The 16811-nt window shown below is 70.3% G+C and carries 13 protein-coding genes; 4 read left to right on the forward strand and 9 right to left on the reverse strand.

What is annotated here, in order from left to right:
- Positions 1-30: 30 nt before the first annotated feature.
- Both OG966_RS03370 and OG966_RS03375 read right to left on the reverse strand, forming a co-directional pair.
- On the reverse strand, positions 31-2946 hold the full coding sequence (locus OG966_RS03370) for an ATP-binding protein (RefSeq protein WP_326647831.1): 2916 nt from the start codon (positions 2944-2946) through the stop codon (positions 31-33).
- Between the two features lie 140 nt (positions 2947-3086).
- The gene (locus OG966_RS03375) at positions 3087-3434 is read right to left on the reverse strand and encodes a hypothetical protein (protein ID WP_326647833.1); all 348 of its coding nucleotides are present in this window, start codon (positions 3432-3434) and stop codon (positions 3087-3089) included.
- A gap of 213 nt (positions 3435-3647) precedes the next feature.
- On the opposite strand from OG966_RS03375, the gene OG966_RS03380 reads away from it, so the two are divergent.
- On the forward strand, positions 3648-4232 hold the full coding sequence (locus tag OG966_RS03380; RefSeq protein WP_326647834.1) for a hypothetical protein: 585 nt from the start codon (positions 3648-3650) through the stop codon (positions 4230-4232).
- A gap of 3 nt (positions 4233-4235) precedes the next feature.
- Here OG966_RS03380 and OG966_RS03385 read toward each other — a convergent pair whose 3' ends face one another.
- From OG966_RS03385 to OG966_RS03405, 5 genes are all read right to left on the reverse strand, one after another.
- Entirely contained in the window at positions 4236-4466 is a 231-nt protein-coding gene (locus OG966_RS03385) for a DUF397 domain-containing protein (protein ID WP_326655071.1), read from the reverse strand.
- Between the two features lie 132 nt (positions 4467-4598).
- Positions 4599-5780 (reverse strand): thiolase domain-containing protein, encoded by a 1182-nt coding sequence (locus OG966_RS03390; RefSeq protein WP_326647835.1) that lies wholly within the window; start codon positions 5778-5780, stop codon positions 4599-4601.
- Complete coding sequence (locus OG966_RS03395; protein WP_326647836.1) at positions 5777-6829, reverse strand: thiolase domain-containing protein; 1053 nt, start codon at positions 6827-6829, stop codon at positions 5777-5779. Before OG966_RS03395 ends, OG966_RS03390 begins: the two co-directional genes overlap by 4 nt.
- Positions 6829-7797, reverse strand: coding sequence for a Zn-ribbon domain-containing OB-fold protein (locus tag OG966_RS03400; protein WP_326647837.1), 969 nt, complete (start codon positions 7795-7797; stop codon positions 6829-6831). The genes OG966_RS03395 and OG966_RS03400 overlap by 1 nt, the downstream gene beginning before the upstream one ends.
- A gap of 16 nt (positions 7798-7813) precedes the next feature.
- Entirely contained in the window at positions 7814-8623 is an 810-nt protein-coding gene (locus OG966_RS03405; RefSeq protein ID WP_326647838.1) for a crotonase/enoyl-CoA hydratase family protein, read from the reverse strand.
- A gap of 177 nt (positions 8624-8800) precedes the next feature.
- Between OG966_RS03405 and OG966_RS03410 the strand changes: the two genes are divergently transcribed.
- Positions 8801-10423, forward strand: coding sequence for an acyl-CoA synthetase (locus OG966_RS03410; RefSeq protein ID WP_326647839.1), 1623 nt, complete (start codon positions 8801-8803; stop codon positions 10421-10423).
- A gap of 270 nt (positions 10424-10693) precedes the next feature.
- Here OG966_RS03410 and OG966_RS03415 read toward each other — a convergent pair whose 3' ends face one another.
- Entirely contained in the window at positions 10694-11230 is a 537-nt protein-coding gene (locus OG966_RS03415) for a VOC family protein (protein ID WP_326647840.1), read from the reverse strand.
- A 258-nt stretch (positions 11231-11488) separates the two neighbouring features.
- Between OG966_RS03415 and paaK the strand changes: the two genes are divergently transcribed.
- Positions 11489-12775, forward strand: coding sequence for a phenylacetate--CoA ligase PaaK (gene paaK / locus OG966_RS03420; RefSeq protein WP_326647841.1), 1287 nt, complete (start codon positions 11489-11491; stop codon positions 12773-12775).
- On the opposite strand, the gene OG966_RS03425 is transcribed toward paaK, so the two are convergent.
- Positions 12762-14264 carry an acyl-CoA synthetase gene (locus OG966_RS03425; protein ID WP_326647843.1) on the reverse strand — a complete coding sequence of 501 codons (1503 nt, stop codon included), beginning with the start codon at positions 14262-14264 and terminating at the stop codon, positions 12762-12764. The two genes, paaK and OG966_RS03425, sit on opposite strands and share 14 nt — an antisense overlap.
- Before the next feature lie 84 nt (positions 14265-14348).
- Here OG966_RS03425 and OG966_RS03430 point away from each other — a divergent pair, with 84 nt between their 5' ends.
- Positions 14349-16787 (forward strand): penicillin acylase family protein, encoded by a 2439-nt coding sequence (locus tag OG966_RS03430; protein WP_326647844.1) that lies wholly within the window; start codon positions 14349-14351, stop codon positions 16785-16787.
- Positions 16788-16811: the final 24 nt, after the last annotated feature.

Consider the following 16811-nt stretch of genomic DNA (forward strand, 5'->3'; position numbering starts at 1 on the left):
CGGGGCCCGGTGCCTCCTGGACGCCGTCTGTCACCGTCCATGAGGGCCGTCCGGAGTGTCGGCGAGACCCTCTCCGATGGCTTCCGCCAAGCCCCCCGCATCGGTGCCCACCTTGCGGTAGACGGCGGAGAGCAACCTGGTCACGGCCTGTTCGCCGACGTGAAGTGCGGCCGCCACGTCGGCCGTGTCGCGTCCCTGGACCGTCAGCACGGCCGCGGTCCGTTCACGGGCGGTGAGAGCGTCGGTCTCGATGACGCGCAGCTGCCGCGGCCGCAACCCGGCGGCGGCGAGTTCGTCACGCGCCGTATCCGCGAGCCCGTCCGCGCCGCACTGCCCGGCAGCCTCGAGACCGCGGTAGAGGTGCTCGGCGGCTTCCCGCGGGTGACCGGTGCGGCGCAGGTGCGTGCCGAGGTCGACGAGGGCGTGGGCGAGTTCGTACGCGGCGGGTGAGCGCTCGAGCCGGAACACGGCCTCTTCGAGGAAGGCGGTGCGCTCGGTGCCGCCGGAGACCTCGGCGGCGACGCGCAGCGCCTGGCCGATCGCCGATGCGGTGGCGAACCGGCGGGCGCGGGCCACGGCTTCGAGTGCGGTCTCCCGGGCGCGTTCCGGAGCGTCGTGCGCCTCGGCGCGGGCGAGGTGGAGCTGCCAGGGGCACCAGGCGGGGTTGCGCATTCCGCGCGGGTCGAGCCGTCGGCCGGCCGCGGCCAGTTCCACGGCCGCCTCCTTCGGGCGGCCGCAGGCGAGCAGAAGTTCGCCGTACACGGTCTGGGAGTCGGGGAAGGTCACGGCCGCGGGGAACGGTTCGCCGAAGCCGTGGTCCTCTGCGACCCGTTCGGCCTCGTCCGTACGTCCCCGGGCGAGCAGGACCTCGACGAGGGTGCCGAGCGCGTACCACTCGACGGGCGTACGGGGACCGACCCTTTCGGCGAGCCGCAGCCCGGCCCGTACGAAGTCCTCCGCCTCCGCCAGACGTCCGCGCCGGAAGCGGATGTAGGCCAGGAGGGTGTACGCGAACGAGAGGTGCGCACCGCGCCAGCCCTGGCGTTCGAACTCCGCGGTGCCGGCCGCGAACAGCTCCTCGGCGCGGCCCGGGCGATCGGCGTAGAGGAACGTGAGGGCGACCAGGACGGGGACTTCGAACCCACGGTCCTCGGCGGCCCAGCCCAGTCCGCCGTCGAGGGCGCGTTCGGCATGACGCAGGGCGACGGAGGCGGGTTCGGCGCGCAGCATGGCGTCCCAGCCGCGCAGGCCGATGATGTAGCGCTCGGTGAGGTCGCGTCCGGTGAGCCGGTCAGCGAGGCGGGCCAGCCGCCGGGAGCGGGCGGGCGAGTCGGACTCGTCGGCGCGGAAGGCGTCCCACATGAATTTCTCGGCCCGCATACGCAGCCGGGTGCGCGGGTCGGTGGTGAGGCGGGCTTCGCGGGCCAGGGTGTCGCAGGCCTCGCCGAGGCGGTCGCTGTGGGCGAGGACCTGGGAGAGGCGGTAGACGATGCCCTGGCGCAGGGCGGGGTCGGCGATGGGCTCCTCGAGGGCCGCGCGCAGATGGTTGACGGTGGTGGCGGGTTCGGTGAGCAGGGAGGCGCAGCCGAGTTCGTACAGGACGGCGGCCCGGTCCTCGAAGGGCGGGGGTTCGCGCAGGGCGCGGGCCAGATGCCGGCACGCGGCATCGGGGGCGCCGGCGCGCAGGGTCTCGCGGGCGGCCTCGCGCAGATGGTGGACGACCCAGGGGTCACCTTCGGGGTGGGTCTCCATGAGGTGGCGGGCTGCCGCGGTGGAGCCGAGTCCGGCGTCGACGACGGACCAGGCGGCCTGGCCGTGCAGGGCGACGCGCACGGCATCAGGGATGGCGCGGTAGACGGCGGTGGCGATCAGTGGGTGGACGAATTCGAGCGTGTCGGAGCCGGTGAGGATGCGGGCGTCGCGGAGCCGGTCGGCGCCATCGGCGGCCGCTTCGCTGCCGAGGCCCGCGACGGCGGCGGCGAGTGCGGGCGGGATTTCGGTGCCGAGTACGGCGCCGGCCCAGGCGAGGCGCACGGTGGAGGTACCGAGGCGCTCCAGGCGGGTGACGAGTCCGCTGCCCTTGACGGCGGCGGCGAGGTCGCGCAGGAGATGGGCGCCGGCCTCGTTGGGTTCGAGTCCCCGGTCGTGGACCTTGGCCGTGAGTTCGACGGCTTCGAAGGGATTGCCCGCGGTGACGGCCCAGCATTCGCGGCAGAACGCGTCATCGGCGTGAGCGCCGAGCCCCTCGCGCACGAGCCGGCCGACGGCCGGTGCCGTGAGGGGTTCGAGATCGATGGGACGTTGTCCGGCCCGCCCGGGAAGTCCGCGGAACTGCTGGGCGTGGGCGGGGAGTTCCTCGGGCCGGTAGGCGACGACAAGCAGCATCGGCAGCTCTTCGGCGCGCGGCGCGAAGGCGGCGAGCCAGCTCAGCGACTCCGGGTCGGCCCAGTGGGCGTCGTCGAGGACGAGTACGAGCGGGGCGCGCTGGACGGCGAGATGTGTGAGGACCCAGTCGAGGCCGTCGCGCAGACCCTGCGGGTCGGGCGGGGCGCCCGCCTCCGCGGTGCACAGGCCGAGCGCGGGGCCGACGATGGCGTACCAACTCCCCAGCTGCAGACGGAGTGCTGCCTCGGAGGAGCCGGCGAGCTGCGGCTGGATGAGCTGGCGGGCGACGTGGAAGGCGACGCGCTGTTCCTGGTCGCCGCCACGCGCGGAGAGCAGGGTGCAGCCCTTCGCGGCGGCGCGGCGGCGGACCTCGGTCAGGAGGGTCGTCTTCCCGAGGCCCGCGTGGCCCGCGAAGGAGAGAAGTGCGCCGCGCGGGCGCTCGGGAGGTTCCGCGTCGTCCGGGCGGAGGCCGACCAGCTCGCTCAACGCTTCGTCGACAGCGGACAGTTCGGCTTCGCGCTCGAACAGCCGACGCCTGGTTCTGCCGGCGCGTCGCGTCATGGTGCACCCCCACGGCCGGGGCGTGCGCCCGGCACGGCAAGAGGGCTGCCGGACGTACGTCCTCGAGGCACCTCAGAGTACGCCCGTGAGGGCGTACGCGGACCCGCCTTGCCAAACGCGGTCGGGCGGCCGCCGGCCCGTCAGGCCGAGGTCTGGGTGGGGCCGAGCCCGGGGCCGACAGTACCGTTGATCTTCTCTATGGCCTGCCGGGCATGCTCACCGGGGGTTCGGGACGTGAGCGACGAAACCGAGGAGGGCACGCCCTGCTGAGTCCGCTCCGGTGCGGGCCGCGCGTGGGAGGCGGATCGCGTACGCAGCCGATGGCTTGCGGCCTCGTCGAGAGTCACCGGACGCTGCATCTGCGCGGCCAGCCGGCCGGCCTCCTGTCCCAGTGCCGCAACGTCCTCCCACTGCAGACGGAGCACCAGGCGGAGTTCGGCCTCACCGTCCGGGAGAGCTTGGAGAGGAGGATTGACGGACTCATTCATGGGCTGATCCCTCACAGTCTCGGAACGAATTCCTCGCGGGAAACCTGCGCACCCCGGGTTCCGGTGTGCGCAGAGAGATACGCGAAACTCCCCTTCCCTGTTCAAAGCCTGGAGGGCATGCGGCGAGCTGCTGCCGCGAAGACAGCAGCGCCGCTCACGTACGGACAGGTATCTTCGGCTCGCTGGACACCGGACCACGGGGGGAATCGCGGAATGACGAACGATGATGTGCTGGCGGTGTGCCGCAGCAACTGGGAGTACCGGGGCCTCGACGAGGCCTCCGTACGGGAGTTGCTGGAGGAGCTCTCCAAGGATCTCGCGGACGCCGAAGCGACCGGGCGCACCCCACAGGACGTCGTCGGCCAGGACATCACGGCGTTCGCCACGTCCTGGGCGCGGGCCCGCCGCCCGCTGCCGTACCGGCTGCTGCGGATGGCCGCGACCGTGTCCTACGTTCTCGGCGTGGCGCTGCTGTTCGGCCACCTGCTCCGGTGGAGCACGGTGCTGCCCGTACTCCCGAGCCGGATCGGCTTCTACGCCGCCGTCGCGGCCGTCACCGTCGCCTGGGAACTGCGCCGCGGCAGACTCGGCATACGCAAGGGGTGGGTGCTCGCCTTCGTGGTCGGCCTGCCGGTCCTGGTGATCACCAACCGGCTGGCCGGCGACGAGCCCCTGTTCGACCTGCCTCTGTGGGGCACACTTGTGCTGTTACTGCCCGGTCTGCCGTACGCCGTCGTCGACGCCCGGGCGAAACAGGCGCAGAAAGCGGCCCGGAAGACGGCTCGGACGGTCACATGACCGTCATGTGAGGTCGAACTCCCCCTCGCGGGCGTTGATGACGAAGGCGCGCCACTCTGCCGGGCTGAAGATCAGGGACGGGCTCTCCGGCCGCCCGCCGTTGCGCATGGCGATGAATCCCTCCACGAAGGCGATCTGGACGTCTCCCGTTCCCTGGCTGCCCGACTGCCAGTCGGCGTTGCTGAGGTCGAGTTCCGGCTTGTCCCAACCCGAAAAAATCTGCGTGGTGGTCATACTCTCGGCCACGTCCGTGCTCCTCCCGGTTCGTCGTCCGGGGCTCAGACTAGCGACCGACTCCGGTCACGGACAGGCCACGGAAGAAGGACCGCGGCCTGTCCGATGTGACGCGCCGCCGCGGGCGGCGGATCATGTCGTGGGCGGTTCGGCCCCGACCAGCCACATGGAGAAGAACTGGGCTCCGCCGCCGTAGGCGTGTCCCAGTGCTTTGCGGGCTCCCTCGACCTGGTGCTCACCCGCCAGGCCGCGCACCTGGAGGGCGGCTTCGGCGAAACGGATCATGCCGGAGGCCCCGATGGGGTTGGTGGACAGCACCCCACCCGACGGATTGACGGGCAGATCGCCGTCGAGTTCGGTGACGCCGGACTCGGTGAGTTTCCAGCCCTCTCCTTCGGCGGCGAAGCCCAGGTTCTCCAGCCACATCGGCTCGTACCAGGAGAACGGGACGTACATCTCAACGGCGTCGATCTCGCGGCGCGGGTCGGCGATCCCCGCCTGCCGGTAGACATCGGCCGCGCAGTCCTTGCCGGCCTGCGGCGATACGAAGTCCTTGCCGGCGAACATCGTGGGCTCGCTGCGCATCGCGCCGCCGTGCATCCACGCGGGCGGCCGCGGTGAACGGGCCGCACCCGCACGGTCGGTGAGGATCATCGCGCACGCGCCGTCGGAGGACGGGCAGGTCTCGGAGTAGCGAATCGGGTCCCAGAGCATCGGGGACGCCTGGACCTTCTCCAGGGTGATGTCGTGCTCATGGAGATGGGCGTACGGATTCTTCAAGGCGTTGCGGCGGTCCTTGTACGCGACGAGGGAGCCGACCGTGTCGGGGGCACCGGTACGGCGCATGTACGCACGTACGTGCGGGGCGAAGAAGCCTCCCGCACCCGCCAGCAGCGGCTGCTGGAACGGGATCGGCAGGGACAGACCCCACATGGCGTTGGACTCGGACTGCTTCTCGAAGGCGAGGGTGAGCACGGTGCCGTGCACACGGGAGGCCACCAGGTTGGAGGCGACGAGCGCGGTGGAGCCGCCGACCGAGCCCGCGGTGTGGACGCGCAGCATCGGCTTGCCGACCGCGCCGAGCGCGTCGGCGAGGTAGAGCTCCGGCATCATCAGGCCCTCGAAGAAGTCGGGGGCCTTGCCGATGACGACGGCGTCGATGTCCGCCCAGGTCAGGTGGGCATCGTCCAGGGCCCGCCGGGCCGCTTCGCGTACGAGACCGGCGATGGAGACGTCCCGGCGGGCGGCGACGTGCTTGGTCTGGCCGATACCGACGACGGCCACGCACTCTTTGGATGTCGCAGCCTTGCTCATGACTCTCCCTCGAGTACGGCGACCAGGTTCTGCTGGAGGCAGGGGCCGGAGGTGGCGTGGGCGAGCGCCCGGTCGGACTCGCCGCGGTGGATGCGGGCGGCGGCCTCGCCGAGGCGGATGAGGCCCGCGGCCATGACCGGGTTGGCGGCGAGCGCTCCGCCGGACGGGTTTACCCTCACGCTGTCGTTGAGCTTGAGGGTGCGCCGCAGGACGACTTCCTGAGAGCTGAAGGGAGCGTGCAGTTCGGCGGTGTCCACCGGCCGTTCGAAGGCTCCGGCGTGTTCGGCGGCGAGGCGGGTGGAGGGCGAGTCGGTGAGGTCGCGTACACCGAGACTGTGCGCTTCGATGCGGTGGTCCATCCCGCGGATCCACGCGGGGCGCTCGCACAGCTCGCGGGCCCGGTCCCCGGACGCGAGGATCACCGCGGCCGCGCCGTCACCGATGGGCGGGCAGTCCCCGGTCCGCAACGGTCGGACGATGTAATCGCCCGACGGAACGGAACCCTTCAGCTGAGCGTGCGGGTTGTCCGAGGCGTCGGTGCGACTGCGGTCCGCCACGGCGGCCAGCGCCGGCTCGTCGGCCGCGCCCGCGTCGATCAGCGCCTGTGCCTGGAGTGCCGCGAGCGCGACCGAGTCGGGCCAGAGCGGGGCGACGTAGTACGGGTCGAGCTGGCGGGTCAGTACGTCGCGCACCTCGCCGGGCGAGGACTTGCCGTACGCGTAGACGAGGGCGGTGTCCGCCTCACCGGTGAGGATCTTCACCCAGGCCTCGTAGAGCGCCCAGGCACCGTCCATCTCCACATGGGACTCGGGGATGGGCGGCCAGGCGCCCACGCCGTCGAGGGCCATCGTGAAGGAGAAGGCGCGGCCGGCGAGATAGTCGCTGGAGCCGGAGCAGGTGAAGCCGATATCGCTGGTCCGCAGTCCGGTCTGCCGCAGCACGTCGTGCAGCACCGGCATCACCATCTCGACCTCGGAGAGCTCGTCGGTGCGCCGCAGGGTGTCCGTCTGCGCGAAGGCGACGATGGCCACGTCCCTGGCGTATCGCATCAGAGCAGCTCCTTGTACTGGTCGTAGTCGGCGTCCGGCTCGCCGGTGGGCCGGTAATGGTCGGGGTGGCGGCTGCTGGACGTCCACACCGGTTCGACGCGCAGGCCCATGCGCACCTGGTCGTACGGGATGCCGCCGATGCGTCCGTGCAGGGCCAGGTCGGCGCCGTCGAGGGCGATGTGCGCGTAGACGTACGGCACTTCGATGCCGAGATTCGCCGTATGCGCGGCCTTGATGTTGACGATGCAGTAGGTGGTGACGGTGCCGCGCGGCCCCACCTCGACCTGCTCGCTGGTGGCGACGCCACAGGTGGGGCAGGCGCCGCGGGGCGGGACGTACACCTTCCGGCAGGACGGGCAGCGCTCGCCGACGGTCTTGCGTCCCGCGAGGGCGTTGATGTAGCCGGACTGCGCGCGGCCCGGCGAGTAGGTGTAGTCCAGCCTGGCGGGAGTCACGATGCCGGTGACCGCGTCGTCGAACACGCCGCTGTGCCCGGTGACATGAGCGGCCGGCTCGGTGTCGTCCGGCTCGGTGTCGTCCGGCTCGAAGCAGGCGATGTCGGTGATGGCTCCGGTGCGCTCCTCGGCCCAGCGGATCCGGACGCGCAGTCCGCTGCGTACGTCGTCGGGGCCGGGCGCGTCCAGGACATGGAGGAGCGCGGTGTCGGCGCCGTCGAGCTTCACCAGCACCCAGGCGAAGGGCGTCGGCAGCGGCTGGCCGCGGCGCGGGCCGGGGTTCCAGGCCCACGTGGTGACGGTTCCGGTGGCACCGACCTCGACCAGATCGCGGATCTCCTCGGCGGTGGCGGGGTCGTACTCGACGGGTGGTACGAGAACCTTGCCGTCACTGGTCCGCACGCCCAGTACGGTGCGCTCGCGCAGTCCGGTGAGGAAGGCGCTCTGTACGGGGCCGAGGGAGCGGGTGAACGGGAACTCGACGACCAGCGGTGCGCTGAGGAGTTCGGGCATCTGGCATCTCCCTCGGTCAGGCGCGCCGGAAGACCGGCGGGCGCTTCTCGGCGAAGGCGCGGGAGCCTTCCTTGGCGTCGGCGGTGTCGAAAATCGGCCAGCCGCGTTTCAGCTCGGCGGCCAGGCCCTCGGTCTCGGTCAGCTCGGCGGTCTCGTAGACCGATGCCTTCACCGCCTCGACGGCGAGGGGCCCGCAGGCGTTGATCTGCTCGGCGATGGCGAGGGCCTTCTCCAGTGCGGTGCTGTCGGGGACGACATGGCCGATGAGCCCGATCCCCCGCGCCTCTTCCGCGCTGTACGGACGGCCGGTGAGCAGCATTTCCAGGGCATGTGTCCGCGGGATCTGACGCTGAAGGCGTACGGTCGAACCGCCGATCGGGAAGAGGCCCCGCTTGACCTCGAAGAGGCCGAAGGTGGCGCTCTCGCCCGCGACCCGGATGTCGGTGCCCTGGAGGATCTCGGTGCCGCCGGCGACGCAATACCCCTCGACGGCGGCGATCACCGGTTTCCGGGGACGGTGGTGGCGCAGCATGGCCTTCCAGTGCAGGTCCGGGTCGGCTTTCATCCGGTCCCGGTAGTGCTCTCCTTCCATCCCCTTGCCCGCGAGGGCCTTCAGATCCATGCCGGCGCAGAAGGAGCCGCCCGCCCCGGTCAGCACGATGGAGCGGATCGCGTCGTCCTCGTCCGCCTCCAGCCAGCCGTCGTGCAGTCCGACCAGCATCGGCATCGAGAGCGCGTTCTTCGCCTCGGGCCTGTTCAAGGTGAGCACCAGCGTGGCGCCTTCGCGCTGCACGGTGAGGTGCTCGGTACCACCACGTTGTCCCATGTGCGGACCTCCCGTCTTGAGACCTAGAACAGGTTGCAGTAGGCCGCGGTCCAGTTCAATAGTTTTCTGACATGCAGTCAGATTTCTTCCGCGGCACCCCTTCCCTGTTGTGCGCACCGGCGCTCTAATGACCGCCGGGCCGAAGTTCGCCGGGTTTCGCCGGGGTCAGGAGGAACGGTGGAGTACAACCTTGCCGACCTGTTCGAATCGGTCGTCGATGTGGTGCCGGACCGCGAGGCGCTGGTGTACATCGACCATCCCGGTTCGGGCGCCGAGCGCAGGCTCAGCTATGCGGAACTCGACGCGGCGGCCAATCGCGTCGCGCACCATCTGATCGACGCGGGCATCGAGCCCGGCGAGCATCTCGGCCTGCACCTCTACAACGGCATCGAGTATCTGCAGACCGTGCTCGGCTGCCTCAAGGCACGCATCGTGCCGGTGAACGTCAACTACCGGTACGTGGAGGAGGAGCTGGTCTACCTCTACCGCGACGCCGATCTCGCCGCGCTCGTCTTCGACGCGGAGTTCACCGAGCGGGTCGCGGCCGCGTTGCCGCAGACGCGGAAGCTGCGGCATGTGGTGCGCGTGGGTACGCCGCCGGACGACGCGCCACGGCTGTCCGCCGTCGCCTTCACGGAGGCCGAGGCGGCCGCTTCGCCCGGGCGGGGCTTCGGGGCACGCTCCGCCGACGACCAGTTCATCATCTACACCGGCGGCACCACCGGTATGCCCAAGGGCGTGATGTGGCGCCAGGAGGACCTGTTCTTCGCCGGGCTCGGCGGCGGCGCGCCGACGGGCGAGCCGGTCGCCGCACCCGAGGAGCTCGCCGAGCGGGTGGCCGCGGGCGCTGACGGCATCACCTTCTTCCCCACTCCGCCGCTGATGCACGGCACCTCCACCCTCACCGCGTTCATCGCCTTCAACTTCGGCCAACGCATCGTCCTCCACCGCAAGTTCGTGCCGGAAGAAGTGCTCCGCACGATCGAGAAGGAGAAGGTCACCAGCGTGTCGCTGGTCGGCGACGCGATGCTGCGGCCGTTGATCGACGCGCTTTCGGGACCGCTCAAGGGCACCGACTGCTCCTCGGTGTTCAGCGTCTCGAGCTCCGGCGCGATCATGTCGGAAACGGTGCGCGCGCAGTTCACGGCGCTGGTGCCGCATGTGATGCTGCTGAACAACTTCGGCTCGTCGGAGTCCGGCTTCAACGGCACCGCGACCGACGACTCAGGACCGGAGAAGGGCTTCAGACTCCGGGTCAACGCCCTTACGGCGGTGGTCGACCCGGCCACGTACGAACCGGTGAGGCCGGGCGAGCCGGGGCGCATCGCCCAGCGCGGACACGTCCCGCTCGGCTATTACAACGACCCGAAGAAGACCGCCGAGACGTTCTTCCGGCGCGGCGACGAGCGGTGGGTACTGCTCGGCGACATGGCGACGGTCGACGAGGAAGGCATCGTCACCGTTCTCGGCCGCGGCTCGCAGTGCATCAACACCGGTGGCGAGAAGGTGTATCCGGAGGAGGTCGAGCAGGCGCTCAAGTCCCATCCGGACGTGTACGACGCGCTGGTCGCCGGGGTGCCGGACACCAGGTGGGGCAACCATGTGGCGGCCGTGGTGCAGGTCCGCGAGGGCGCGCTCACGCCGACGCTGGACGACATCCAGTCGCACTGCCGCACCCGGCTCGCCGGCTACAAGATCCCGCGGCAGCTGGTGATCGCGCAGCAGATACAGCGCTCGCCGAGCGGTAAGGCGGACTACCGCTGGGCGCGGACGGTCGCGGTGGAGTCGGCCGCGCGGTGACCCTTCCGGCCCTGCCGTCGACGACCGGCTTCTGCCGGGCCGGATCGCCGATGGGACTGCCTGTGCCGCACTCGGCCGCGGCGACCAGGTGGCGGTGGCCGGCCGCTGCGCGGAGAGACCGGCCACGGCGTGGGGGCGGGAGTACGGCCGCTCCGCACCCCGGCCGCGGTACGGCCGGGCGGGGGCCCGGCGGTCGAGGCATTCCACGCCGGTGCGGGGCCGGCCCGGCCTCGCCTCCGAGGGATCCCATCCGGGCCTCAGGCATAGACCTCAGCCCTCGCCGCCGGTCCGGCTGAGGATACGCTCGCCGTTGAAAATGCCCAGCTGCTCCCGGTACAGCTCCAGCGGCACACCGTTGGGGTCACGGATGTAGAGGCTGTCCTCGACCCCGCGTTCCGGGCCCAGATAGTCGATGCCCGCCTCGTCCATCGCCTCGCGGGCCGCGTCGAACTGCGCGACGCCCACCGAGAGAGCGAGATGCTGCACCCCGCCGATCGTCTCCTCGATGGGAGGGTGTTCATGGCCGGGGAAGTCGAAGAAGCCCAGCAGATTGCCGTGGCCGATGTCGAAGAAGAAGTGCGTGGAGCCGCGGTAGTCGCGGTTCTCCACGATCTCGACCAGCGGGAAGCCCAGGAACTCCTGGTAGAAGCGGATGGTCTCCTCCACATCGCGGCAGATGAAGGCCACGTGGTGGATGCCGCCGGCGGTGGTCGGGGGCCGGTCGACGACCGGGCGCAGATAGCGCTGCCGCAGCTGCTCCCTGCGGGCGAGTACGGCGTCGAGCTCTGCTCCCTCGGGCTGAGGCATGACGGTCTCCTTCTCTGCGATTATTTGCCGGTTCAACTATTATCCCGCATACTCCCCCGCTCACCAGCGGCTCACCGCGACAGGGCCCGATATCCGTCCGTACGCAGCAGTCGACCGTCGAGCCGCCGCGCATCGTGAACGGCTGAGAGCGATTTCTGGGAATCAACCCCTTGCCAGAAGACGGGGCGGGCTGGATTACTGATCCCGGAACAGCACGACCGAATGATCGGTCGTCCGGTTTGGAACGGGAGTATCCGAATGACGGACCTGCTGGACGCGGCGGAGCTGCTCAGCCGCGAGGAGCTCGAGGCGCTGCAGCTCGAGCGGCTTCGGGCGACCTTGCGCCATGCGTACGAGAACGTCGGCTTCTACCGGTCGGCCTTCGACAAGGCGGGGCTGCATCCCGAAGACTGCCGCACTCTCGCCGATCTGTCCCGCTTCCCGTTCACGGCCAAGACCGATCTGCGGGACAACTATCCGTTCGGGATGTTCGCGGTGAAGCAGTCCGAGGTGCGGCGGATCCATGCCTCCAGCGGGACCACGGGCCGTCCCACCGTCGTCGGGTACACCGGGCGCGATCTGGACACCTGGGCGGACGTGGTGGCCCGTTCGATCCGCGCCGCAGGTGGCCGACCCGGCCACAAGGTCCATGTGGCCTACGGATACGGGCTGTTCACCGGGGGCCTCGGCGCGCACTACGGCGCAGAGCGCCTCGGCTGCACCGTCATCCCGGCCTCCGGCGGCATGACCGCCCGCCAGGTGCAGCTGATCCAGGACTTCCGGCCCGAGATCATCATGGTCACCCCTTCGTACATGCTCACGATCCTCGACGAGTTCGAGCGGCAGGGCATCGACCCGCGCACCACCTCCCTCAAGGTCGGGATCTTCGGCGCGGAGCCGTGGACGGAGGAGATGCGGCGTGAGATCGAGGAGCGGTTCGCGATCGACGCCGTCGACATCTACGGGCTGTCGGAGGTGATGGGCCCGGGCGTGGCACAGGAATGTGTGGAGACCAAGGACGGGCTGCACGTCTGGGAGGACCACTTCTACCCGGAGGTCGTCGATCCGTTCACCGGCGAGGTACTGCCGGATGGCGTCTCCGGTGAGCTGGTCTTCACCTCGCTCACCAAGGAGGCCATGCCGGTGATCCGGTACCGGACACGGGACCTGACGCGTCTGCTTCCGGGTACGGCACGGGTCTTCCGGCGGATGGAGAAGGTCACCAGGCGCAGCGACGACATGGTGATCCTGCGCGGAGTGAACCTCTTCCCGACCCAGATCGAGGAGATCGTGCTGCGTACGCCGCATATCGCCCCGCACTTCCAGCTGCGGCTGACCCGCGAGGGTCGTCTCGACGCGCTGACCGTACGGGCCGAGGCGCGGGCGGAGGCGACGTCCGAGCAGCGTGCGGCCGCCACGACGGCGATCGCGGCGGCCGTGAAGGACGGCATCGGCGTGTCGGTCGGGGTCGAGGTGGTCGATCCCGGGACGCTGGAGCGGTCGGTGGGCAAGATCAAGCGGATCGTGGACCTCAGGACGAGGTGAAGCGGTCCCTGAGCTCTCGCTTGAGGATCTTTCCGCTGGCATTGCGCGGCAGCTCGTCCACGAACAGGACCTTCTTCGGGGCCTTGAAGTGGGCGAGTTCCTCCCGTGTGTGGTCGATGAGTTCGGCTTCCGTCACCTCACCGCGGGTGACGACAACGGCGGTGACGGCCTCGATCCAGCGTTCGTCGGGCAGGCCGATGACCGCGGCCTCCGCGACTGCGGGATGGGTGTAGAGGGCGTCCTCGACTTGTCGCGAAGCGACCAGTACTCCCCCGGAGTTGATGACGTCCTTCACCCGGTCGACGACCGTGAAGTATCCCTCGGCGTCGCGGACTGCGAGGTCGCCGGAGCGGAACCAGCCGTCGCGGAAGGCCTCTTCGGTCTCCTCAGGTTTGTCCCAGTAGCCCTCACAGAGCTGCGGAGAGCGGTAGACGATCTCGCCGGCCGTGCCGTCGGCGACCTCCTCGCCGCTCTCGTCGACAACCTTCGCCTCGACGAAGAGGACGGTCCGTCCGCAGGAGTCCATCCGGCCCTCGTGCTCGTCCGGGCCGAGGACCGTGGCGAGCGGGCCGATCTCACTCTGCCCGAAGCAGTTGTAGAAGCCGAGACCCGGCAGCCGCTCCCGGAGCCTCTCGAGCACGGGTACGGGCATGATCGAGGCGCCGTAGTACGCCTTGCGCAGGGCGCCGAGATCGCGGGTGGCGAACTCCGGGTGGTTCGACAGGCCGATCCATACGGTCGGCGGCGCGAAGAGACTGTCGGCACGGCCTGCTTCGACGAGATCGAAGATCTGTGTCGCGTCGGGCGCGTCCAGGATGGTGTTCTCCGCGCCGACCGCGAGGTACGGCAGCAGAAACACATGCATCTGGGCGGAGTGGTAGAGCGGCAGCGAGTGGACGGGCCGGTCGGTCTCGCGCAGATCGAGGGCGGCGACCGCGCTGACGTACTCGTGGACGAGCGCCCGGTGGGTCATCATCGCGCCCTTGGGCAGGGCGGTGGTGCCGGAGGTGTAGAGCAGCTGGACCAGGTCCTCGGTCCCCGGCTCGCGCTCGGGTGTGAAGTCGCGCGGCGTACGCAGCTCGGTCAGCAGTGAGTCGTCCGCGTCCCGCAGCGGCATGACAGGCAGTCCCCCGGGCAGTCGCGGCGCGAGGTCGGGGTCGGCGAGGACGAGAGCGCTGCCCGACTGCTCGATGATGTACGCGAGGTCGTCGCCGGTGAGGTTCTGGTTGACCGGGACATGGACAAGCCCTGCCCGGGCGCAGCCGAGGAAGCCGATGAGATACGCGTCGGAGTTATGGCCGTAGGAGGCGACCCGCTCCCCCTGGCGCAGGCCACGGCCGGTCAGGACGGCCGCCGCCGTGGTGACGGCGGTGTCGAGTTCGGCATAGCTCCATGTCCGGTCCGCATAGCGCACGGCGGTGCGGTCGGGGGTGCGCCGTGCGCCGCTGCGCACACCGGCGTCGACTGTGTTGCTTCGTACAGCTGTCATGGCGCGATCTTGGGTGGCTGCGACCGGCCGGTCAAGAGCTGGATACCGAACGGGATGTTGACACGGCCCGCCCCGGCTGACTGCATGGACCAACCAGCTTTCACCGCAGTCCCGTTGGGAGGCACGTTGCTCTTCCGCACCCGCCTGAGACGGCTCGCACTCACCTGCACAGCCCTGGTGACCGCAGCCGCCGCGCTGCCGCAGGCCGCGGCCGCCGATTCCCGTGACCGCCTGGACCGGCATCCTTCCGGCGGCGGTCTGTCCGCCGTCATCCGCTACACCGAGCACGGTATTCCGCACATTGTCGCCGGGGACTACGCGAGTCTCGGCTTCGGCAACGGCTGGGCACAGGCAGCCGACCAGGTGTGCGTACTCGCCGACGGCTTCCTCACCGTGCGAGGCGAGCGTTCGCGCTACTTCGGCCCGGACGCGGCCCCGGACGGCTCGCTCTCCTCCGCGACGAAGAACCTCTCCAGCGACCTCTACTTCCGCGGTGTACGGAACGCGGGCACCGTCGAGAAGCTGCTCGCCACTCCCGCTCCGGCCGGTGCCGGCCGACAGGTCAAGGAACTGATGCGGGGCTGGGCGGCCGGCTACAACGCCTGGCTGAAGCAGAACCGCATCACCGATCCGGCCTGCAGGAACGCCGACTGGGTGGGGCCGGTGACCACGCTCGACGTGGCCCGGCGCGGCTTCGCCGTCTCGGTACTCGGCGGTCAGGGGCGCGGCATCGACGGCATCACCGCGGCGCAACCGCCCGGTACAAGCCCGGTCGGCGCACCCGACGCCGCCAGGACGGCCGAGGCCGCACGGGAGCTGTTCGCCACCGAGAACGCCGACATGGGCTCCAACGCCGTCGCGTTCAGCGGCGGTACGACGGCCAACGGCCGGGGGCTGCTGATCGGCAATCCCCACTACCCGTGGCACGGCGGCCGCCGCTTCTGGCAGTCGCAGCAGACCATCCCCGGTGAGCTGAATGTCTCCGGCAGCTCACTGCTCGGCACCGCCGTGGTCAACATAGGCTTCAACGACAAAGTCGCCTGGAGCCATACCGTCGCGACCGGTGTCACCCTGAATCTGCACCAGCTGACGCTGAATCCGGCCGACCCGACCGCGTATCTGGTGGACGGCAAGCCGGAGCCGATGACCAAGCGGACCGTGAGCGTCCCGGTCAAGGACGGCGCACCCGTGAGCCGTACGCAGTGGTGGACGCGGTACGGACCCGTCGTGACCTCGCTCGGTCCGACGCTGCCGCTGCCGTGGTCCGCCACGACCGCGTATGCGCTCAACGACCCCAACGCCACCAATCTGCGCGGCTCCGACACCGCGCTGGCCTTCGGCAAAGCACGCTCCACGGGCGACATGGTGAAGGCGCTGGGGCGCACCCAGGGTCTTCCGTGGGTCAACACGATCGCCGCCGACTCGAAGGGACACACGCTCTTCTCGCAGTCGCAGGTGCTGCCGCGGATCACCGACGAGCTGGCGCAGCGCTGCTCCACGCCGCTCGGGAAGGTGACCTACCCGGCGTCGGGGGTTGCCGTACTGGACGGCTCGCGCGGCGACTGCGCGCTCGGCTCGGACAAGGACGCCGTGCAGCCGGGGATCTTCGGTCCGTCGAAAATGCCGACGCTGAAGGACGCGCCGTATGCGGAGAACTCCAACGACAGCGCCTGGCTGGCAAATGCCGATCATCCGCTGACCGGCTACGAGCGGGTCTTCGGCACCATCGGCACGCCCCGTTCGCTGCGCACCCGCGGCGGCATCGAGGATGTGGCGGCGATGGCGGACAAGGGCCGGCTGACCGTCTGGGACCTGCAGAAGCAGCAGTTCGCGAACCGTGCGCCCGCCGGGGATCTGGCCGCGGCCGACACGGCGAAGGCGTGCGCGGCGCTGCCCGGCAAGAGCGCCGATCTCGCGCAGGCCTGCGATGTGCTGGCGGTGTGGGACCGGACCATGAACACGGGCAGCCGGGGCGCGCTGCTCTTCGACCGGTTCTGGCGGGGACTCACGGCGAGGGTGCCGACGGCGCAGTTGTGGACGGTGCCGTTCTCGGCGGCAGATCCGGTGCGTACGCCGAACACGCTCAACACCGCATCGCCCGGCTTCGCGCAGGCCCTGACGGCGGCGGTCGCCGAGCTGCGCGCGGCCGGAATTCCGCTGGACGCGCCGCTGGGTGAGCACCAGTTCGTCGTACGGAACGGGAAGCGGATCCCGGTGCCGGGCGGTACGGAAGGTCTCGGCGTATGGAACAAGGTCGAGCCGGTGTGGAATCCGGCGGGCGGCGGCTACACCGAGGTGGTCACCGGTTCGAGCCATATCCAGACGGTCGGCTGGGACCGCGGGCCCTGTCCGGTGGCCCGCACCCTGCTCACGTACTCCCAGTCGTCGAATCCCGCCTCCCCGTACTACAGCGACCAGACCGAGCTGTTCTCGGCCGAGCGGTGGGTGACGTCGAGGTTCTGCGAGCGCGACATCCTGCGCTCGCCGGAGCTGCGGGTGGTGTGGGCGCGCGAGCGCAGATGACGGACTGATGCGTCGGGCCGGGTC

The sequence above is a fragment of the Streptomyces sp. NBC_01750 genome, from assembly GCF_035918095.1.
GTDB lineage: Bacteria > Actinomycetota > Actinomycetes > Streptomycetales > Streptomycetaceae > Streptomyces.